The 22,288-nt window shown below is 35.7% G+C and carries 18 protein-coding genes and 1 pseudogene; 3 read left to right on the plus strand and 16 right to left on the minus strand.

Annotated elements, in window-relative coordinates; all coding sequences use genetic code 11:
• Positions 1 to 117: 117 nt before the first annotated feature.
• From ABEA36_RS13310 to ABEA36_RS08495, 3 genes are all read right to left on the minus strand, one after another.
• Positions 118 to 1,479: a TonB-dependent receptor domain-containing protein gene (locus ABEA36_RS13310; protein ID WP_345491010.1), complete on the minus strand. Its 1,362-nt coding sequence runs from the start codon at positions 1,477 to 1,479 to the stop codon at positions 118 to 120.
• Positions 1,457 to 2,323, minus strand: a complete 867-nt coding sequence (locus tag ABEA36_RS13315) for a TonB-dependent receptor plug domain-containing protein (RefSeq protein WP_345491012.1) — start codon at positions 2,321 to 2,323, stop codon at positions 1,457 to 1,459. Before ABEA36_RS13315 ends, ABEA36_RS13310 begins: the two co-directional genes overlap by 23 nt.
• 227 nt (positions 2,324 to 2,550) lie before the next feature.
• Complete coding sequence (locus ABEA36_RS08495; RefSeq protein ID WP_345491014.1) at positions 2,551 to 4,524, minus strand: TonB-dependent receptor domain-containing protein; 1,974 nt, start codon at positions 4,522 to 4,524, stop codon at positions 2,551 to 2,553.
• 166 nt (positions 4,525 to 4,690) lie between these two features.
• Between ABEA36_RS08495 and ABEA36_RS08500 the strand changes: the two genes are divergently transcribed.
• Positions 4,691 to 5,608, plus strand: coding sequence for a siderophore ABC transporter substrate-binding protein (locus tag ABEA36_RS08500; RefSeq protein ID WP_345491016.1), 918 nt, complete (start codon positions 4,691 to 4,693; stop codon positions 5,606 to 5,608).
• Between the two features lie 243 nt (positions 5,609 to 5,851).
• Here the strand turns inward: ABEA36_RS08500 and ABEA36_RS08505 are convergent, their stop codons facing one another.
• Entirely contained in the window at positions 5,852 to 6,046 is a 195-nt protein-coding gene (locus tag ABEA36_RS08505) for a hypothetical protein (RefSeq protein WP_425571899.1), read from the minus strand.
• Between the two features lie 341 nt (positions 6,047 to 6,387).
• Here ABEA36_RS08505 and ABEA36_RS08510 point away from each other — a divergent pair.
• A pseudogene (locus ABEA36_RS08510) lies at positions 6,388 to 6,691 on the plus strand (helix-turn-helix domain-containing protein); the annotation flags it as partial.
• 241 nt (positions 6,692 to 6,932) lie between these two features.
• Positions 6,933 to 7,040 carry a SymE family type I addiction module toxin gene (locus ABEA36_RS08515; RefSeq protein ID WP_345491019.1) on the plus strand — a complete coding sequence of 36 codons (108 nt, stop codon included), beginning with the start codon at positions 6,933 to 6,935 and terminating at the stop codon, positions 7,038 to 7,040.
• Positions 7,041 to 7,400: 360 nt separating this feature from the next.
• Here the strand turns inward: ABEA36_RS08515 and ABEA36_RS08520 are convergent, their stop codons facing one another.
• From ABEA36_RS08520 to ABEA36_RS08575, 12 genes are all read right to left on the minus strand, one after another.
• On the minus strand, positions 7,401 to 12,707 hold the full coding sequence (locus tag ABEA36_RS08520; RefSeq protein WP_345491021.1) for a two-partner secretion domain-containing protein: 5,307 nt from the start codon (positions 12,705 to 12,707) through the stop codon (positions 7,401 to 7,403).
• A 27-nt stretch (positions 12,708 to 12,734) separates the two neighbouring features.
• Positions 12,735 to 14,396: a ShlB/FhaC/HecB family hemolysin secretion/activation protein gene (locus ABEA36_RS08525; RefSeq protein ID WP_345491023.1), complete on the minus strand. Its 1,662-nt coding sequence runs from the start codon at positions 14,394 to 14,396 to the stop codon at positions 12,735 to 12,737.
• A 210-nt stretch (positions 14,397 to 14,606) separates the two neighbouring features.
• The gene (fabF, locus tag ABEA36_RS08530; protein WP_345491025.1) at positions 14,607 to 15,851 is read right to left on the minus strand and encodes a beta-ketoacyl-ACP synthase II; all 1,245 of its coding nucleotides are present in this window, start codon (positions 15,849 to 15,851) and stop codon (positions 14,607 to 14,609) included.
• A 125-nt stretch (positions 15,852 to 15,976) separates the two neighbouring features.
• Positions 15,977 to 16,210 (minus strand): acyl carrier protein, encoded by a 234-nt coding sequence (gene acpP / locus ABEA36_RS08535; RefSeq protein ID WP_025316503.1) that lies wholly within the window; start codon positions 16,208 to 16,210, stop codon positions 15,977 to 15,979.
• A 150-nt stretch (positions 16,211 to 16,360) separates the two neighbouring features.
• Complete coding sequence (gene fabG / locus ABEA36_RS08540) at positions 16,361 to 17,095, minus strand: 3-oxoacyl-ACP reductase FabG (RefSeq protein ID WP_345491076.1); 735 nt, start codon at positions 17,093 to 17,095, stop codon at positions 16,361 to 16,363.
• 14 nt (positions 17,096 to 17,109) lie between these two features.
• Positions 17,110 to 18,045: an ACP S-malonyltransferase gene (gene fabD, locus ABEA36_RS08545; protein ID WP_345491078.1), complete on the minus strand. Its 936-nt coding sequence runs from the start codon at positions 18,043 to 18,045 to the stop codon at positions 17,110 to 17,112.
• 47 nt (positions 18,046 to 18,092) lie between these two features.
• Positions 18,093 to 19,046: a beta-ketoacyl-ACP synthase III gene (locus ABEA36_RS08550; RefSeq protein ID WP_345491080.1), complete on the minus strand. Its 954-nt coding sequence runs from the start codon at positions 19,044 to 19,046 to the stop codon at positions 18,093 to 18,095.
• Positions 19,046 to 20,068 carry a phosphate acyltransferase PlsX gene (gene plsX / locus ABEA36_RS08555; protein ID WP_345491082.1) on the minus strand — a complete coding sequence of 341 codons (1,023 nt, stop codon included), beginning with the start codon at positions 20,066 to 20,068 and terminating at the stop codon, positions 19,046 to 19,048. Before plsX ends, ABEA36_RS08550 begins: the two co-directional genes overlap by 1 nt.
• A gap of 23 nt (positions 20,069 to 20,091) precedes the next feature.
• A complete protein-coding gene (rpmF, locus tag ABEA36_RS08560) occupies positions 20,092 to 20,259 on the minus strand; it encodes a 50S ribosomal protein L32 (protein WP_345491085.1) in 168 nt (55 codons plus the stop codon).
• Positions 20,260 to 20,274: 15 nt separating this feature from the next.
• Positions 20,275 to 20,796, minus strand: coding sequence for a 23S rRNA accumulation protein YceD (gene yceD / locus ABEA36_RS08565; protein WP_345491087.1), 522 nt, complete (start codon positions 20,794 to 20,796; stop codon positions 20,275 to 20,277).
• A gap of 240 nt (positions 20,797 to 21,036) precedes the next feature.
• Positions 21,037 to 21,612, minus strand: coding sequence for a division/outer membrane stress-associated lipid-binding lipoprotein (gene dolP, locus ABEA36_RS08570; RefSeq protein WP_345491089.1), 576 nt, complete (start codon positions 21,610 to 21,612; stop codon positions 21,037 to 21,039).
• Positions 21,613 to 21,654: 42 nt separating this feature from the next.
• On the minus strand, positions 21,655 to 22,251 hold the full coding sequence (locus ABEA36_RS08575; protein WP_345491091.1) for a D-sedoheptulose-7-phosphate isomerase: 597 nt from the start codon (positions 22,249 to 22,251) through the stop codon (positions 21,655 to 21,657).
• Between the last annotated feature and the right edge of the window lie 37 nt (positions 22,252 to 22,288).

Raw genomic sequence — 22,288 nt, forward strand, 5'->3', positions numbered from 1 at the left:
GTAGATGATAAAACAAGAATTTAAAATGAAGTTAAGCCTGTGAAATCACAAATAAAAAGAATTCACTATTGGCTTTCCATAGAGCAGAAAGCCAATAACATATCTTATATCAATAAATTAAAAATCAATATTTGCAGATAACCATAAGCGGCGACCTTCTAACACGGAACCAATACCACTGTTATCGTTACTAGCATAATAGCTGGCATAGCCACTTGCAGTAATAGGATTACCTTTTTTATCTTTCGTTAGGTAGAAATAATTTTTTCCTTTAGTAAAATCTTTATCAAGTAAATTATAAATCGTCGCAGATAAGGTTATTTGCTTATTTATTTTATAACGACCACTTAAATTCAACAAAGTATACGCATGTAGATCACCTAATGTATCATACTGTGATTGCTGTGCTGGGCTTAAATTCTCATACTTAGAATTAAACCGATCAGCTTTGCCTCGATATAAGACTTCAAACCATGTGGAAAACTCTTGATTAATATGCCAATCAAGTTTAGCACTCGCGACATGTTTAGGAGTATAAGTTAATGATTTACCTTGGTTATCACCACTCTTTTGCTCACTATTTGTATAAGTATATTTTATATTTAATGCTAATTGTGGTAAAAATTGATATTTTCCACCAATTTCTAAACCATATATGTCGACTTTATCAATATTAATTTGCCTAGAGAATTTTGTTTGTACATCTTCCCCACTATTGATTGTTCCTGGTACCGTAATACAATTTGAAGTTTGATTAACTGCGCAGTTATCAATATCATCTCCTTGAGCAATTTTATCTTTAAATCGATTATAAAATGCAGTGATATTGAAATTAATGTTTTCGTTGTTATCATAAAGAAAACCTAATTCATAATTAGTACTTTTTTCAGGTGTTAAATCCGGGTTACCGATAGTTAACCATTTACCTTGATAAGTAACACCATTGATACCATCATGTAAATCAGCTAAAGTAGGAGCTTTATAACCTTTACTAATCCCCCCTTTAATCGTAATTTGATTTGTTGTATTCCAAACTAAATAGGCTCTTGGGCTATAGTGGCTACCAAATGCTTCATGATGATCATATCGCATTCCACCAGTTAATGCTAAGGAATCAGTAATCATCCACTCATCCTCAATAAAAGTAGCATAGGTAGTTTGTTTAAATTTTTCGCCATTTTTGCCTTTTGTGATAATGCCATCTTCCATTTTTGCATCCCACCATTGCCCACCTATTGTAAGTTGATGAACATCAGCAATAGATGATACAAATTTAGTATCAAAAATAATGTTATCAGCCTTTAACGTTCTATCACTCCCAGCATAATTAACAGCCTCAGGTAAAACTCGCCCTTTATTTTCAGTTTGCTTATACATAAGACTCGATTCCCAAGTCCCTAAATCAAAAATTCCAGTATAACCAATAGCGATTTGATCACGATTAAAGTGCAGAGTATCACGATATCCTCGTGATTCCAATTGTGCCTAATTGTGCTTCTGAGTTATCAAATGTTTGACGAGCGGTTTCCATATCTAACCAAAAATCATGCTGATTTGAAGGTGAATAATTAATTCGCCCGCCAAGATTATAAATTGTTGCTTCCACTGGATTGTTATATCGTTTATTTAAAATGGTTCCATCATCAGCCGTTCTCAAAGATTCATCTCGTTTATATAAACTACCTCGTAAAGCTAAGCCAACTTTATCCTCAATCAATGGCCCACTAGTATATAAACTGATGTTACGTTTATCACCGGCTTTATTATCTTTCATTAAGGTATAGTCAAATTTTGCAGAACCAGACCACTCATTACTCACTTTTTTAGTAATGATGTTGATAACACCACCCATCGCATCAGATCCATAAAGGGTAGACATCGGTCCTTTTATTACCTCAATGCGTTCAATTGCCGAAATGGGTGGAATAAAATTGGTTTGCATCGAACCAAAACCATTCGGCGTGATATCACTGCTATCATTTTGACGACGGCCATCAATCAAAACTAAAGTATATTCACTTGGCATACCACGAATGCTAATGTCCATTCCTCCCGTTTTACCGGTAGACGCACGGACATCAACGCCTTCAACATTTTCCAATGCTTCAGCTAAATCATTAACTTGCTTATCTTCCAGCTGCTCTTTGGTTATCACGGAAATAGTGGCGGGTGCATTTTTCAGTTGTTGCTCAAATCCTGAGGCAGTAACAACAATTGTATCGGTGCCAGAATGAGTATTAGCCATTAAAAATGACGAGAATGAAAGTATCAAGGTGGATTTTATTGTATATGCGATTAGCTTAAGTTTTGTCCGCTTTGCCATGTTTTTAACCCTATAATTAATAATGATAATTATTTACAAAATAAGGACAGAGAAATTACAATAATTGAGAATAATTATCAATATCTTTTCGATTTTATCTATTTATTGGTAATTAAATTTAATCGTGAAAAACCATCAAAATTCTTTGATGGCTAATCTAAGGTGAAAATAATCGGCTGAAAAAAAGATAGATAAAGTAAAATTAATCCTTCACTTATCGAATAACATTAAAAGTTAATTTCAGTACCTAACCAATAGCGTCTGCCGTCTAAGGTCTTACCAAAATCAGCATCTTCAACTTTTTTATCAAACAGATTATAGATACCTACATAAACTTTGGCTTGTTTATTAACGGCAAAAGATGCACCTATATCCCAGAATGTATACCCTGGATATTTTGCAGCTTTGTTTTTGCTATTAATATAGGGTTCTTGTCCATAATAAGCTACTTTAGCCCATAGATCCCATTGCTCATCAGGCATCCAATCCAACTGCGTATTCAATTTTTGACGTGGTGTACGATTTAAAGCATGGCCTTTATTTGCACCTGATTTTTGTTCTGTTTTCGTCCAAGTATAATTTGAACTCAGCAAAAAGTGATTAAATAATGGAGCTTTTAACGATAATTCTAAACCATACAAATCAGCTTTATCCACATTGACACTACTTTTTGTAAAATCAAACCCAGATACCCCATTTATTGAACATTTCGTGTTAGTCGGTCGGCCATCACAGATGTAATATGATTGAATTTTATTTTTAAACTTAGTATAAAAAATCGTTGCAGTTGCTAGTAAACCCTCTTGGTTATCATAGTTTAAACCTATGTCAATGGTTTTAGATTTTTCAGGTTTTAAATTAGGATTTCCAACAATGACGCCATTATAATTTGATCCACCCGTTCCTTGCCCCCAATCAGCAACCGCAGTTCTTAGTGATGGCGTCGTATAGCCCGTTGTATAACCACCTTTTAAGGTGTAGTTGTCATTGATATTCCAAACTGCATAAATTTTTGGATTCCATTGGCTACCGTAGTTTTCATCTTTGTTAAAACGTAAGCCAGTTGTAATAGCAAACTGATGATGTAATCGAATTTCATCTTCCATAAAAAGTGAGTAGTTCCAGCGATCTATGCTTGTTACGCTGCTTTTTAATTTATTATTATTGTCGCTTAGCTCTTGATAAGAATAGTTTCCACCGACGGTTAGCATATTATTGGCTAAAGGAATTAAAAATTGAGTATCAACGTTACTATTTTTAATACGCATTTCACGTTCAACGTTATTATTATCTTCATGAGTAACAAATGTTGTCGAGGAAAAACTATCCCAACGTCCAGTATGAGATAACGCAAATGCATTGCGGCGATCGTCTCTCATGTAATCGGTTTTTCTTGTAACCGAACGGCTATTGCCTCGTATTGCAGAACTAGTCTGCTTTGAGTGTCCAAAATCTAATTCAAATGTCTGTTTCTCTGTTGCATTTAAGGTGATTTTTCCATTTAAACTATTTAATTTTTGTCCTGCATGCCCGTTTAAATACTTGTCTTCACTGCGGTCAGAATATTGTCCATACAGTTGAATACCAAGCACCTCTGTGATTAATGGACCGGTTACAGCAAACGAGCTATTGTAATAATTTTTTGCTTTTGAATTGTCAGGTACTGTCGCCTCTAAGCGTATCCCCCCCGTCCAATTATCAGTCACTTTTTTAGTGATAACATTGACAACACCACCCATTGCATCAGAACCATATAAAGATGACATTGGGCCGCGAATCACTTCGATTCGTTCAATAACAGATAATGGTGGTAGCCATCCTTGTTCAAAACCTGGACCATCACTATTTGGTCTCGTTTCCCGGGTATTGATTTTTTTTCCATCAACCAAAATTAATGTGTACTTACCATCCATTCCTCGAATACTAATATCAGTTGCATCACCACTCCCCGTTATATTGACACCGGGGAGATCTTTTATCGCATCAGTAATATCTCGATAAGGTTTTGTACTGATTTCTTCTTTCGTGATAACTGATATTGTTGCCGGTGCATCTTTAATTTGCTGCTCAAAACCTGAAGCAGTGATGACCATCGTATCCATATTTGAGCTATTTTCAGCGATTGCAAATGATGATACAGAAATTAACAAACTTGTTTTAACTGCATATGAAATCCTTTTCACATTGATTATTTTTCTCATTTTTTGTCCCTCAATCAATAATAATTATCATTTACATAAGTAAGACGCAAAAATTACAATAATTGAGAATAATTATCAATATCTTTTCGAAAAATTATTTATCGCTAGACAATAACTACTCTTTAAATGATAATAATTATCATTTTTATTAAAAGGGAATAGCATAATGAAGAAAAAGCTTATCTTAAGCAGTCTTGCTGCAATTATTTTAGGTATCACCGGTTGTCAATCAAATAACACGATTAAAGTAACTGAAAATAATCAAACAATTGTAATTCCCAAATCACCGCAAAAAATTGTTGTCATGAATTATGGGGCGCTTGATACCTTAGATGCGCTAGGTAAAGGCATGCTCGTTGTCGGTACCTCTTTACCGGCAATTCCTCAATATTTACAGCAATATAAAAATGGTAACGTTATTGATACAGGCAGAATGAAGGAACCTAATTTTGATGTTATTAAACAAATTGCGCCAGATTTAATTATCATTGATAGACGGCAAGCCGGTCAAACTGATGAACTATCGAAAATTGCCCCGGTCGTTAACTTAGATGTTGATGCAACTAATTACCTTGAATCAACCAAAAATCACATCCTTTTATTAGGCAAAATCACGGGTACGGATTCATTAGCTGAGAATTATATCGCCTCATTAGACAGCAAAATCACTCATGCACAAAAAATAGCGCAAAATAGTCATAAAAAAGCACTTGTTGCAATCCACAATGATGGAAAAGTGTTTTTAACCAATAATGGAGCAAGACCGACGTTAATTCATGATGTATTACAAGTCAAACGTGCGGTTCCAGTCACTGAGCAAGTGATTAATCCAACTGAAAAACAACAGCCGACATTGATTGACAACCACTATATTGCAACCAATAAACCAGACATAATCTATCTGGTTGATCGGAGCAAAGCCATTGGCAATAAAGCGATCGAAAAAGATTTTTTCAATAAAAACACATTGACAAAATCGGGCACTAAAATCATTTATTTAACAGCTGATATCTGGTATTTATCCGGTGGCGGAGCTGAAAGTCTGGACCGTCAAATTGATGAAGTGGTTAGTGGGTTAAAATAATATTGTACTTATTATAATAAAAGCCCTTATCCAGGGCTTTTTGTTTTAGGTAATTCATTACACATGAAGGATAAATATAAACTTCCTGAGAATATTGATTATAAATATGAATAAAATGAGTCTGGATGTATATTATCTCTTATTTTATTCCACTTAAGAATAATTTCCATTAACCCCCTAATAGGAATAAGATCGTAAAAGAAATCTTCTTCCATAATACAATTACATGAACATTTAAGACATTTATTTAGCGCCTCTAGTAGGCCGAGCATAACGAGTAATTTGACCTTTAGAATCTTGTAAGAATAGAGTGTTTATATTGTTTCCACTATTTATTCCCCAAGCACTATTAGCTATTTCTGTCATTTGATTTTTAGATAAATCAGCTTGAGTAAGTACAGAGGTTGTTTGTTGGTTTTTCTTCTCTATTACTGCCAAAATTTTATTAACTCCTCTAACATTAGGAGTATAAACGTCAACTTTACCAATCCCATCTACATAGAGATCTTGGGTCTTAACTTTATTTTGATTGACTTATTTTATGCCAACAACATCATAACCTAAGTTTAAAAAGCCACTACCAGCTCTCATCTCATTAGCATTTGGTGTTGAACCTTGTTCAAAGATCACTGTTCTAGTTTTACCCGCGTTAATATTACCAATTGAATTACTGCCTGGCGCAAGTTCAATTTGAGTGCCTTTATCTAAAATGACACTTCACGTTGCTCCTGTTGAGTTGCCTTTAGGAATTAGGTTAGAGGTTACTACTGGCACTAATCCAAAAAGAAGTAGCATCTAAACTGGGATTACAGCTTTCACAGTACAACAAGTATGAGTAGGTATGCATATTCCGCCTGCGGATAAACTGATATTGCTTGCCGAACTCTTTACTACATCCATTGATTATTTATTAATAGGGGCGCTTATGACGAACATTCAACAATGAGTAATACGCGGTTATTTGAACAATTTAAGGCATTAACCAACTGTCCACAAGAAGAGCAAGAGACTGTCATTAAATTAATTAATGCGGTGATTGTTAAAAATCGGGTAGAATCGGCATTGCTGCCTGTTGATAAGTAATAATAAGTAAACTAAACGCAGACTAGTTGTGTGCGACCACAACAAGCCTGCTAATCACAACAACTAGCAACTAAGGATTAATTATCATGACTAACACCCATTCTACGGCAAAAACAGCTAAAACTAAAACCACCGGTAAACCCCAGCGAGAGACGTCACAACGTCATTACACTGTTGGCTACATCAGCGTTCGCCATGAACCCAAAGCCGCACAGGCTCGTACCCACTACAGCCCCCCCCTGTGCTGCATCTTAAAGGCAATTGGCTTGAGCAAGTCAGCTTTACCACCAGCCAACCAGTGACGCTCACAGCTAAAAAAGGGAAATTGATTGTAGAAATTGCGAAGTAAATCGAATAATGAAAAAACAATTAGTCCAGTTCTGTGATAGAGAGCACTGATATAAAAAATCCCAGTTTTTAGGCTGGGATTTTTTATTATGGCTTCGTCATAATATTCATTAAAATGTATTTCTATTTTTAAATCTAGGCCATAAATAATAAGCAAACCAAAATACTAGACTTGCAAAAATACAACCTAATGTAACTCCTTTTAATAATCGGAATAAAAAGTCTAAGTCAATTTTCCAATATTTAATCCAAGCTAATAATGAAAAAAATCCCCATATCACAGTCATGCCTGATACTACAGCAAACTCAAGAAGTAAAAATACCTTGATTAGTACTAATATATGCTTAATTACTTTCATATTTATTTTTGCTTATCGTTTATTTTATCACCTAAGATCTTCTCACTAACCTCCCCGCTACCTGAATCAAAAATATTCCCTATAATAGGAGGCAAATTATGTTCAGGAACTGGTTTGGTTATAGTCCAAACACCAGTTGGGCGCATCTCATATTTTTGAGATGCTGAGTTGAAAACCTTAGTAAAAGGTATTTTGATTATGCTACCTGATGCATAGCCAATACCGCTTCCTGTTTTACTTAATATAGCCCCCATAAATGGATCTTCGCCTTTTAATTCCGCAGTATAATAGCCACCAATAGCATTCCATGTTACTGTTGGATTGTAACCTTTTCCTGCTGTAATTGAGCCTACAACTCCTGAACCAATTACATCAGATAACCTAACCTCTCCAGTTGTTCCATATTGAATAGCAGCATTAAATCCACTAGACACACCAGCAGCAATTAATGTTTCCTTTGATTTTGTAAAACTATTTATTAATATATTTCTTCCTGCAAATACCATAAATGGCCATGAGGTAGGATCAGTGACAATAGCAATTGTGCGATCTGTTGTTGATATATTATCTTGTAGGAATTTTAAATCCGCCCCATTTAGAATTTGAGCTAAGGCTTTAGCATGTTCATCCGTCATTATCTCACCAAAATAAAATTGCCCATCAGCAGGTCCTTTTGAAAAATCGAAGTTAGCTTGGACTAATTCTTCATAAGTAACGCAAACCACACCTCCATTCGCACAATTTTCTTGAATCATTTTACTATTTTCATTGCTAATATCGATGTACTTTTGTATGACTTTATCACAATTACCACCAGAGGCTTTACATGCGGCAAATTCTTTATCAAGGGATAACATTTCATCACCACTCAAATAGTTATTCTCAATGACTAAATATCCAGCATTAGCACCGCTATAAACGCCTTCTGGGGAACGAGCAATGATTGCACCAGCTACCGCTCCCGTCAATCGACCCAATTTTAGCATTTTTTGATAATAATCATTATAACTAGAACTGTTACTTTCAAAGTTAGATCCAAGTACCATTGCTGCAAGTTCTGCTGCAAATGCACCAGCAGCAGCCCCTTTACCACTTCCTCCACCAATTTCAGCCGCGATGGCTGAAGTGACAGCATGAGGAATCAGTTTGCTTGCTTGACTATTAAAATAACCACTATGACCAATAAAATTTGCGGCTTCAGCATTAAGTTGATTACCAACATTACTGAGTAATGCCGTAGAAAAACGATCTTTAAAGCTACCGCCACTAATTGCAGTATTTATTCCAGCATCAATTACCGAATGCCCGACAACACTTTGTGCAACTTTCCCCCAATCCCCATTTGAAATCAATGTAAGTTTTTCTGAACCGGTAAGGGCACTAATATTGGCGTTAGGATTCGCATTTTGGGTCAAATTAAACGCGTCATCAAATCCAGCCATTGCACCACCAATAATCATTGATGTCGCAATCGATTTTACTGAGTCTTTACTGGCTAAATCATGTAATGTTTTAGATACATTACCTTTATTTTCAACCAAGCTAACGGCTGCTTTTGAACTTAATGAAGATATTCCCGCTGCCACGCTATTAATGACAACCGTTTCGGCCATACCTGTCGCGCCAACAGACGTCGCTACTGTTCCCCCTGCCGCTAAACCAACACCTGATGTGGCGATTGCAACAGCGATTGCAATTACTGCGGCAACAACTGGATTGAGTGATTGCGTTTCGTAATCCCAGCTACTATATGCATCTTGAACTTTACTCCACTCAACATCACCTTTTTTATCTAAGTCTTTTAACCATTTCGTACCGTCACTATTACTGAGTAATGTTAGTGCGTTTTGTAATGATTGACTCTTTTGAGCCACAATATCAGCAGATATACCTTTTGCTGCGTCAACTGTAAACGCCCCTCCGGCTTGAATGACAGGTAGTTTCCAGGTTTCTTTTTCATAACCTTGATCACTGTATTTAATAAAGAAACCTTTTGATAATACAATCTTTTGATTAAATTCAGTATCTTTAACACCTTCAAAAATAACCTTGCCATTCGTACTTGCAAGCTTGATATCTTTCCCTGCTTTAATTTGGCTCGCTTGATAAGTGCTATCACCAGCACTGGTTAAGGTAATATTATCGTTAGCCGTAAAATCAACAACTTTATTTACCACATTATGAGAGGTTTTTATCGTCGTTTTCTTTTTACCATACCATTTGCGCTTTGTGTTTTTAGATTCATAAAAACTAGTCTCTTGCATCGCTTGGGCAAATAAAAATCCCCCCTTAGCCGCTGCAGTAATAGATTTATCTGCATCTAAATCAGTTGCTTGTAATAAAATACTACTATCTGATAAAATATTTAAATTACCGCCACTACTTAACACGACATTTTGTTGTGTTGTACTCGCTGTTTTTGTATTACCTAGTTGAGTCTCATTACTATTAACGACTGAATTAAACTCCATCTTACCATGAGCACTTAAATACATATCCTCTCCAGCATCAAAGCTCGCCCCATTAGCAATTAAATCACCATTTACAGCTACCGTGAGTTTTTTTCCCGCTTTAATATCTGTAACGACATGTTGAATATCTAGTTTGTTTGGTTTAGAGATAGTATAAGTAACAGCCGGCAATAAAAAATCACGACCAGCAATCAGATCGATATTTTTTCCACTCTCGATCGTTGCTGCTTTTGAATAAATATCACGGCCCGCTGTAATCATAACGTTACCAACGGAATCGATTACACTACTAAGCTCAGGTTCTTTTTCTGCCGGGAAAAAAAATTTTCTTAGATCAGCATCTAATATCCGCGGAGCTAAAATTATGTCATTCCCAGCTATGATATTTACTTCTTGACCCGTTTTAAGTTTGACCCCATCAATATTGACATTATTACCCGAACGAATTGTCGCACTACCAGCTATATTAATATTGCTAGTTTTGTTAAAGACATTATTAAAAAAAACATTCTGATTGTCTTCATCCGTAATAATAGATTTTTTTTGTGTAGGATAAATGGCCTGATCAAGTAGTGCATTTGAATTAAATATGGTAAGAGATTCTCCAGCATTTAAACTGATGTTTTTTCCCACACTAATAATTTGATCTGATAATGTAATTGATTTACCCACGTCAATATCTAATTTATTTTTTATATTCCATGTACCAAATATTTGCTCACCAGTCGAGTCTAAATAATGTTTTTTATCAGATGTAATTGCTTTTAAGTTTCCAACACGGCTGAGAATTGTCACATTATCTGCTGAAAAATGAGATTGGCTAACCTTAATATCATTAACAGCAATCAAAGAAAGATCTTGCTGACTGATAAAATGATTATTTTCGAGATCTATGGTGTCACTAGCTAAAAATGATGTAGAGCCAGTCGATTGTATAACACCATAACCTTTGATATTTTTTGCATTTAAAACAATATCTTTTCCAGCAGAGATGATTGGCTCTCTCTGTGCACTGTTAGTTATATGATGATACTTATCTATATCTTTTGAAGAAAAGATAATATCATTTTTATAATCAGCAATGAGATTTCCCTTAGCTACAATCGGTGATATTACATCTTGTTTTGAATTAAAAACTAATTCTTCATTATTTTTTTTAAAGTTAATATTTCGATAGATTGTCTCAAAATAATACCAATCATTAGAGCCTCGATTTACTTTTTGGTATAGATATTTATATGGTAAATACCTTACTCCATTTGGTGACAAATAACTTAAATAGACATTTTCCTCACCGGATAAACCATGTTGAAGGGATAATTTACCACCAGTTAAAAACATATCATTATCTGATATTAAATGACCATAAACGTTATCCAATGTATTACTATTAATATACAGATTGCGACCAGAACTAATTTCACTTATAGAAGGCGAGGAGTAACTAATGATATTTCGTGCAATATTAATATAGTTACTTCTTTTTAAGTCTATTTCATCAAACCATTTTTTTTGTAAGAATCCCTCAAGTTTAGCATGCGACTCGATGGATACCCATACGTTTTCATTGTCATCAAACCACCCCCCCAGCTCAACAATCGAATTAAATTGGGTTGAATCAGGTTCTACTGATTTTAAAGTGAAAAGAGCTGATGAGATATTCTCAACACTATCCGCTCGAATCAGTAAATCACCGTTATTTGTTTTTATGGTACCAGAAATATTTTTTAATGAATGACTACGCGTATCGTTAACATCTTTTTGAATCCAAAGATTATCATTAGCCTCAATAACGGCATTAGTATTAATAATATTATCCGCATAAATCCTCATATCTTTGTTAGATATAATCTGACTTTGAGTATTTTTAACTGTATCTGCATTAATTGTTATGTTGCCACCACTAGTAACCTTTTTGTTATTTGTGATATCCAGTGTCGTGGCTTTAATATTTAAATTTGTTTTTGCGGTAACGTTTCCAAGCTGGATTTTACCATCGGCTGCAAGAATAATGTTATTCTTGGTCGATACAATATTATTTAAATTTACTCCGACACCATTTTCTGTCGAAACTAAATGAATTTTATTCGCATACATACCACCTAGCGCCTTTGTATCAATCGATACAACCGGTTTAATACCTTGCACATTAGCAGTAGTTACACTCCCGGTAGCATAATCAATCTTATTGCTACCTTGTATCACATTTAAATTTTGTGCATTAACTTGACCATTGAGTTCTACAGTACGGCTAATAATATCAGTATAATCAACATTGGAGACATCCATTCCTTTAGGACCGATAACAATCATCCCTTGGGTTGTTGTTAAAGCTTCAATTGCACCATTTTTATCGAACGTCGGTGTTCCTGTCGTTAAAGTAATACCCTTTGTGTTAATAAATCCACAACCATCACATGTAATGCCATTAGGGTTGGCAATAAGTATATCTCCTTGCTGCCCAAATATTTCGGTTTTACCTTTTAGCTCTGAACGACCATTACCAACAACTTCATTAATAATTAATTTTGCATGAGTACCATTTAAGTTACTATTAGCACTTATTTGTCCCGCCAATTGAGACTGGCCGGCTTTGGTTGAATTATTAAGTACAGCACCTTTTTCTGTAACATTAAAATCAACAAACTGATTGTGTGAAATCCCAGCTTGGTTCGGTTTTGCAATATTAATAATAGGAACATTACTTGTATTATGTATTTGAGTATCATTGTTTTTAACAGTAATTGCAGCAGCCATTAGCGGTTGAAAAGGATGCATCAGGGTTAAGGCTACCAGACCATAACCAATGCACCTATTAACTTTCTTTTCGATATTCATATTGTTTTCCTTTTTATTCATATCTCACTAAAAATTCAGTGATAATTGAAAATAACTAACCCAGTGATCGGGATTTATCATTGCTGGATAAAACAAAGGCTTTCCAATGCTCAACGAAGCGTTGTAATAATTATTATCAGATAAACTTATTCCAAAGGCGATTCCTGTCATATTACCGCCATCAATTTGATTATTTTTATGTTTAATCCATCCGCTATCAATGGCTCCCGTTAGAGATATAGATCGAATAAATGAATTAACTGACGCTTGATAAGTTAGTTCATTACGCCAATAAAAACCTTGATTCCCGGTTAATGAGGATTCTTTAAATCCCCGGACAGAATATTCTCCACCGATTGATATTCTTTCTGTTGAATAAAGATTTTGCTTTGACCATTGAGCATATAAAGAGGTGAGATAATGCGAGGAAGAACTTAACGGTTTGTAGTAACTACTACTGACCGTTAATTTAGTAAACTGACTTTTAGGCGAACCATTGATCTTAAGTTTATCTGTTGTGCTATCAAAAAGATGCAATCCTTGAACTACCGTTGGATTAAATGTGAAATAGCCATTTTTCAATACCGTACTATAGTTTAGTCCTAAAGTAATAGTATTTAACGTCGGACTACTAATTATCAATTTTTCGTTAGCAAATGTATTATTAACGGTTTTATGTGAATAATGTGTGGTAAATGAAAATTTTGTTTGGTTATCACGATATACGACTTTATTGAGCATTAAACGATGTTGATCACTCTTTCCTTTATAGCGCCATTTATCAAAAACAAGTGGTATATCATAGTAAAAATAATTACCTGAATATAAATAATCTATCGTCCAATAACCTAAAGGAATTGATAGCTGGGTAGATAGATTACGACTGGTATGCTGATTACGGAAATCATTGTTTATGCTAGCTGATATTGACCAAATATCAGCAATCTGCAATGGATTTTCGACCGTTATACTTAGGGTATTTTGCCCTATACCTGTAGATTTTTGTCCACTATTATTGATACCTGTTTCTAAAAAAATAGGCAAAATTCTGACTTTATTGCTTTTAAGTTCAACAAGAGAATAACCAGCAATTTCTGATGGTAAAATATTAATACTTATTTTTTGTGAACGTAAACGATTTAATTGTTCAAGACCTTGCTCAATATCACGAAGATTTAAAACACTATTTTTCATATTTGGAAAAACCATATTTAAAATAGTCGGTGATAATCCATCTAAAGATATCGCTTCAATTTTTCCTTCGATAACAGAAATAACTAATATTCCGCTGGAGATATCTTGTTCTTCTAAATAGGCCCTAGTCGTGATAAAGCCTTCTCCAATATAGTAATTAGTAATTGATTTCACTAAAAATTGTATTTGCTCTATCGTAAGGCAATTATTGAGATATTCATACGTCAAATTCTGCTTAATCTTAAGTGAAAGGTGGTTCGCATCTTTAAATCTTATTTCATTGATTGGAAAGCATAAATTGGATTGTTCTACTGGCATATCCAATATTTCAGGATGAATATTAAATGATTTTTGTAAAGACTCACGTTGTTTTTGTGCATCTTCTAAAATAAGTTTTTGTTGTTCTTGAACTATGCTTTGCTCAGCTGGATTCAATCCACACCAAGCTTTTGTGCTTAATATTAAACTTATCACTAATACAGTATACAATTTCATTTTATCATTTACACTTTTAATAAATATGATAACGATTATCATTTTCAATTAAATAATAAATGTAAAAATAATATCAATCAAGTGTTAATTAATTGTAAACACAAAAAATAAACTAAGTGAAATGCGTAAGTTAGATTGTAACAAGAGAAGTCTATTTCAGGGGATAAGATATTCCGCTGGAATCAGCGGAATATAGAGCAATACAGTAAGTTATATTTTTTTAAATAAAACGGAACCGTTTGTACCACCAAAGCCAAATGAATTACACAAAGCATATTCCATATTTTTGACTTGACGGGCAGTATGTGGAACATAATCAAGATCACAACCTTCATCTGGATTATCTAGATTAATTGTTGGGGGAATCGCTTGATCACGTAAGGCAAGTACAGTAAAGATTGACTCAACCGCACCAGCTGCACCAAGTAAATGTCCAATCATTGACTTCGTTGAGCTGACCATCACTTTATTACTGTTTTCTTTAAAAATTGATTTTACGGCTTGAGTTTCAGCTTTATCACCAGCAGGCGTTGATGTTCCGTGTGCATTAATGTAACCGACTTGCTCAGGTGTAATCCCTGCATCACGAATCGCACATTCCATAGCAAGAGCAGCACCACTGCCATCTTCTGGTGGGGATGTCATATGATAAGCGTCACCACTCATCCCAAAACCAACGACTTCTGCATAGATCTTAGCACCACGTTTTTTGGCATGCTCATATTCTTCCAAGAACATAATGCCTGCGCCATCACCGAGCACAAACCCGTCACGATCTTTATCCCATGGTCGGCTAGCCGCTTTGGGATTATCATTATTTGTCGATAGAGCCCTTGCAGCACCAAAACCACCAATTCCTAATGGTGTACTGGCTTTTTCACCACCACCAGCAAGCATCGCATCAGCATCACCGTAAGCAATCATTCGTGCAGCATGACCTATATTGTGAACACCCGATGAACACGCAGTTGCAATTGTAATGCTAGGTCCGCGTAAGCCATAGATAATTGATAAATGACCTGCGATCATATTTACAATCGTTGATGGCACAAAAAATGGGCTAATTTTGCGTGGTCCACCATTCATTAAAGCGCTATGATTTTCTTCAATTAAACCAAGTCCACCAATGCCTGAACCTATTGCACAACCAATTCGAGGTGCATTTTGTTCTGTGATCTCAATTCCTGCATCTTGCATAGCTTGAACACCAGCGGCAATACCATATTGGATAAAATAATCCATTTTACGAGCATCTTTGCGGGTAATATTATAGTCTTCACCATTAAAGTCTTTTACCATAGCGGCGAAGCGTGTTGCGAAAGGGGTTGTATCAAAATGTTCGATAAATTCTACACCGCTTTGCCCTGCTAATAAGGCTTGCCAAGTAGATTCTACGGTATTACCAACGGGAGATATTAGCCCCATTCCAGTAACAACAACTCTGCGTTTAGACACGTTGTTCCTCCTGAAAAGGATTAAAATAAGAATTACGCTTATTATTCATAATCAAGCGATAGTGATATTTAAACAAAAACGAGGCGATCAACGGATCGCCTGTTTTTTTCAAATTCTGCCAAACCTTATTGATTTGCAGTAATATAATCAATTGCTGATTGAACAGTTGTGATTTTTTCAGCTTCTTCATCAGGAATCTCAGTATCGAATTCTTCTTCTAAAGCCATAACTAATTCAACTGTATCAAGAGAGTCAGCACCTAGATCTTCAACAAAAGAAGATTCGTTTTTAACTTCGTCTTCTTTAACGCCTAGTTGCTCAACAATAATTTTCTTAACTCGCTCTTCAATAGTGCTCATACTCTTTTTTTCCTATAAATATCGCCAAAAGCGGCGGTGATTGTAAGTTTATAAAATGTTGAAAAAGTTGCAACCAAATTTTTCAACTCAACTGATTACTTTTTGTTCGTTCTTCCAAAAATTACGCTTATTCTATACTATTTTAACAGATTAAACCATATACATGCCACCATTGACATGTAAAGTTTCACCCGTTATATAGGCAGCATCGTCTGATACCAAGAATGCAACAGCATTTGCAATATCTTTCGGATCACCTAAACGATTTGCTGGGACTTGAGATGAAATCGCTTTACGCTGCTCATCAGTCAGTGCTTTTGTCATATCCGTATCAATGAAACCAGGTGCAACAACATTAACAGTGATACCACGAGAAGCAACTTCACGCGCTAATGATTTACTAAAACCAATTAGGCCAGCTTTTGCTGTCGCGTAATTTGTCTGACCCGCATTTCCCATTGTCCCAACCACTGAACCAATTGTAACAATACGCCCATAACGTTTTTTCATCATGGTGCGCATTAATGCTTTTGATAAACGGAACACTGATGTTAAGTTTGTATCAATAATATCTTGCCATTCATCATCTTTCATACGCATTAATAAATTATCACGTGTAATGCCGGCATTGTTAACTAAAATATCAATATCACCGTATTGCGCCTTAACCGATTCAATTACAGATTCAATAGATTTTTCATCAGTCACATTTAAGGCAAAACCTTTACCATGTGAACCTAAGTACTGGCTAATGGCTTGTGCACCATTTTCGGTCGTAGCAGTACCAATAACAGTAGCACCATTAGCAACCAATTTTTCAGCAATCGCTCGACCAATGCCACGGCTAGCGCCTGTTACTAAGGCAATTTTTCCTGATAAATTCATATGAACTCCTTTAATTATTTAACACTTTCTAAACCAGTTAACAATGAATTAGTATCATTAACCGCAATACCTGAAAGTGAATCGACAATGCGTTTAGTTAATCCCGTTAATACTTTACCTGGACCGACTTCAATTAATACCGTCGTATCATTATTCGCCATATACTCAACGGTTTCAGTCCAGCGTACAGGGCTATATAGTTGTGCAACCAAGGCTTGTTTAATCGCTTGCGCATTATTTTCAATTGTAACATTTACATTATTAATCACCGGATAAAGCGGTTGATTAAATGTGAGTTTATCGAGTGCTTCCGCTAATTTGTCTGCCGCAGGTTTCATTAAAGCACAATGTGATGGAACACTTACCGCCAAAGGTAATGCGCGTTTTGCACCAGCTTCTTTACATAACACACCAGCTCTTTCAACTGCATCTTTATTACCCGCAATCACAACTTGTCCGGGTGAATTAAAATTAACTGGCGAGACAACTTGCCCTTGAGCTGCTTGTTCACAGGCTTTAGCGATGGCATCATTATCCAACCCAATAATTGCATACATTGCGCCGGTCCCCGCAGGAACAGCTTCTTGCATTAATTTACCCCGTAATTCAACCAATTTTATGGCATCTTGAAAATCAATGACACCTGCACAAACTAAGGCTGAATATTCACCAAGACTATGACCTGCCATAAACTCAGGTTTAGCACCATCTTGAGCCCCCCAAACGCGGAAAATTGCGACGGATGCAGCTAATAATGCAGGTTGAGTAATCCACGTTTTATTTAACTCTTCTGCAGGACCATCTTGCACAACCTGCCAAAGATCGTAACCTAACACTGAAGAAGCTTGTGCAAATGTTTCTTTAACAATTGCGTTTTGCTCACTCAATTCTTTGAGCATTCCTACTGTTTGTGAACCCTGACCAGGGAATACCATTGCGAACTTAGTCATTAGCATACCTTTTATTTTTATTTGTTATCAATAAACGTTTACTTATTTTAGAATCGAACTAAAATTGATCCCCAAACAAAACCACCGCCAAACGCTTCTAACAATAATAGTTGCCCGCGTTTGATACGCCCATCACGAACACCGATATCTAAAGCACAAGGCACTGATGCTGCTGACGTGTTACCTTGTTTATCCAAGGTCACTATCACTTTACTCATATCCATATCTAAACGTTTCGCCGTCGCAGAAATAATGCGCAAATTAGCTTGATGTGGTACTAACCAATCTAGTTCAGTTTTATCAATACCGTTATCAGTTAACATTTCATCAACTAAATTAGATAATTCACGTACAGCAATTTTAAATACGTCATTCCCTTGCATCGTCATATACACGGGATTATCAAGTTCACGACGATCGACATAAGGATACTTTAATAATTCACCATAACGACCATCTGCATGTAGACGGGTTGCTATGATACCTTTTTCTTCTGATGCGCCAATTAAAACAGCGCCCGCGCCGTCACCAAAAATGACAACAGTACCACGATCATTCGGATCTAATCCGCGGGTTAGCATGTCAGCGCCAATAACTAGCGCATATTTAACTGCGCCAGTTTTAATATACTTATCAGCAATATCAAGTGCATAAATAAACCCCGAACATGCCGCTGATACATCAAATGCAATTAAATCAGGCAAATCTAATTTTGCTTGTAATTCTGTTGCACTACTTGGAAAAGCATTAGCTGAAGTTGCAGTTGCAACGATGATTAAACCAATTTCATTTTTATCAACCATAGCCATATCAATCGCTTGAATCGCTGCTTGGTAAGCCATTGATGTGACTGTTTCATCGGCTGCAGCAATGTGCCTTTCTTTGATGCCAGTACGAGTGGTTATCCATTCATCGCTCGTATCAACCATTTTTTCAAGATCAGCATTGGTTCTGATTTGTTTAGGAAGGTAACTTCCTGTGCCTAAAATTTTTGTATACATCAATTATTTTCACTCTTAGCTAACGCCGAAGAAAGGCTTGTTGCAATTCTTTCAGGTATATTATTCTTAATCGCGAGTATTGCTTGCTCGATAGCAGCCAAAAATGATTTTTGGTTGGCGCTACCATGACTTTTAATTACAATACGTTGTAATCCAAGCAAACATGCCCCATTATAATGGTTGGGATCCAAATGACCAAAATTTTTTGTCATCTTTTTTTGCAACCAATGACCGGCTAGCTTCATAATTAATGAATTACGTTTTGTCATTAACTGTGTTGATGATAAAAAAATCTTAATCAAACCTTCCACTGTTTTTAGAGTAACATTACCGACAAAACCATCACAAACTAAAACATCTGTTTTACCCGTCAATAATTCATTACCTTCTAAGTAACCAATAAAATTAATGTTTTTGTCTGATTTTAAAATACTCGCTGCAGCGCGAATACGATCAAGACCTTTAATATCTTCCTCGCCGATATTAAGTAATGCCACCCTTGGATTATCAATATTTAGCGTTGAACGGGCTAGAATTACGCCCATTAATGCAAATTGCACTAGCATATCGCTATTACATTCGGCATTAGCACCTAAATCCAATACCACTGTATTACGATTATTAAGTGCGGGTAACACCGCTACTAATGCCGGGCGTTCAATACCTTCAATTGAGTGAAGTAATAACTTAGATAATCCCATTAATGCACCCGTATTACCAGCACTGACGCATGCTAATGCCCGATGCTGTTTAACTAATTCCAATGCAATACGCATTGACGAACCTTGACTATGCCTTATAGCAATAGAAGGTTTCATATCGTTGGCAATAACAGAAGTTGACTCGACAATAGTTAAGCGCTGGTATTTTTTAGGTAATAAGGGGATTATTTCAGTTGGTTCACCAACTAAAATAAGATGAAGTTCAGGATGACAATTTAATGCTTGCAAAGCAGCAGGAACAACAACGCGAGGACCAAAGTCCCCGCTCATAGCATCTAACGCAACGGTTAGATTGTCCAAAATATCACCTAGATATTAATAAATTACTTATTAATAACCTTACGACCGCGATAATAACCATCTTCGGTTACATGATGACGTAAATGGGTTTTTCCTGATTCATCAACTGAAATATTTGCGACAGTTAATGCATCATGAGCACGACGCATACCACGTTTTGCTCGAGTTTTTCGATTCTGTTGAACGGCCATGGACTAACTCCTCTCTTAAGGCTTATTTTTCAAACTGGCTAAAATAGCAAATGGATTTGGTTTTTCATCCTCAAGCGGAATCTCACCAAACACAAAATTTGCTTCCGACACTTCACAGTGCTGACTATCATGTACCGGGGCAATTGGTAGACTGAGAATGAGTTCATCCTCAATTAATGCAAGCATATCCACTTCACCAAACTCATTAACTAAAGCTGGCTCATAATGCTCCGGTAATGCCTCTGCCTGAGCATCGCTCTTGACAGGGCTAAACTTATTTTTAACGTGAATAACCATATCAAAAGGCTGCTGACAACGTTGGCACATTAATGTAACAGACACTTCGGCATCAATCGAGATAACACAAAGGCGTTGTTCATCAATACCAAATGACAAAGCACATTTAATATCACTATTTACGTTTTCTACTGACTCGGTTAAGCGATTTGCATTTTTGGCGGGATACGCTCCCGTATAATCCAATCGTTTTTGTGCCGCTTTAATCGGGTCAATGGTTAAAGGCAATCTATTTTGCATAAGGCGCGCATCTTACCGTTAAATCCTATTTTCGTCAATGAAATATTACTATTTATTCTATTTCAATCAAGTCAAATTATATTACCATCATATTTGATTGGCGCTTTTTAACTCACTATATAAAACTAGTGCATCAATAAATAACGATTCGTTACTATACGGCCTAGTCTTTAAATAGAGAGCAAAGCAGCAATCAATGAAATATAGCCAGTAAAACTTGTTTTTTTATGCTTAAAAATATTAATCGCTGTATGTAAAAATTGTTGTAACTAATTTAACACCAGATACTTTACTGGCAATCTCTGATGCTAAACGACCTTCTTCACGAGAAACAATACCAATGAGGAAGACTTCACCATCTTCTGTAATAACTTTGATATCACGTGCTTTGGTCTCTTTATTTGCAATTAATGATGATTTTACTTTAGTTGTTATCCAAGTATCTGTCGCCATCGTTCCAGCACTGACCATATCCCCGATACGGACTTGATTATAGACTTTTTTAACACCTTCAACACTTTGCGCTAATTCCACTGCTCGATTAATAACCACTTGTGATTTTGCTTGGCCAAGTAACAAAACATTACCATCATAAGCCGATGGAACAATACGTGAGCCACTAAAAAAGTCACGTTCATCTTTAATCTTCATACCAACTTTTGAGTCAAGTGTGGTGTCATCAACTTGAGTCCCTGTTGTACGTGGATCTGTCGCAACTTTAGCGGTGCCTGCACCGAGGCCAACAACAGCGGCTACACAACCTTGTAACATGAGCGTACTCGATATTAACATCGCAATAACAGCAAATTTTTTCATCAAATCATCCCCTATTTTAAGTTTTTATTCGCTTTCGTTATATTAATGAGCTTCTTTATGAATAAAAAGAGTATTTTCAATTAATTGACAAAGACAGTTTAAAACCATCAACTGCATTTCACATATCGTTCGTTCTTTGTAGGAGGGTATCCGAATTTCAATGTCATTTTGCCCAAGTAATCCGACTACATCACCACCATCACCACCTGTTAACGATATAATTGTCATATCTTTAATAACAGACTCTTGAACAGCTCGAATAATTGATTTCTCATTGCCTGTTGGTGATAAAACAATCAATATATCGCCTTGTTTACCTATCGCTTGGATCTGTTTTGCGTATATATCGTTAAACTGATTATAATGGTTGGCAATTGAACTTATTAAAATATTATCAGCGACTAATGCTATAGCAGGAAGATTGGGTCTTTCAATATCAATCCCACTAACTAATTGTGCAGTAAAGTTTTGCGCATTTGCTGCTGAAATACTGTTACCGCATGTCAATATTTTATTGTCATTTAGCAATGCATTTATAATAATACTTGCTGCTTGCTCAATAGGTTCACTGAGAGCCTCTGTCATAACTATTTGAGTTTGAATACTTTCCGTAAAATAATTTTTTATTGCACTTTGCATTTTAATCCCTAATCAATGGTGACAATATCTATTATAT

The sequence above is a fragment of the Orbus sasakiae genome (assembly GCF_039542345.1).
GTDB lineage: Bacteria > Pseudomonadota > Gammaproteobacteria > Enterobacterales > Orbaceae > Orbus > Orbus sasakiae.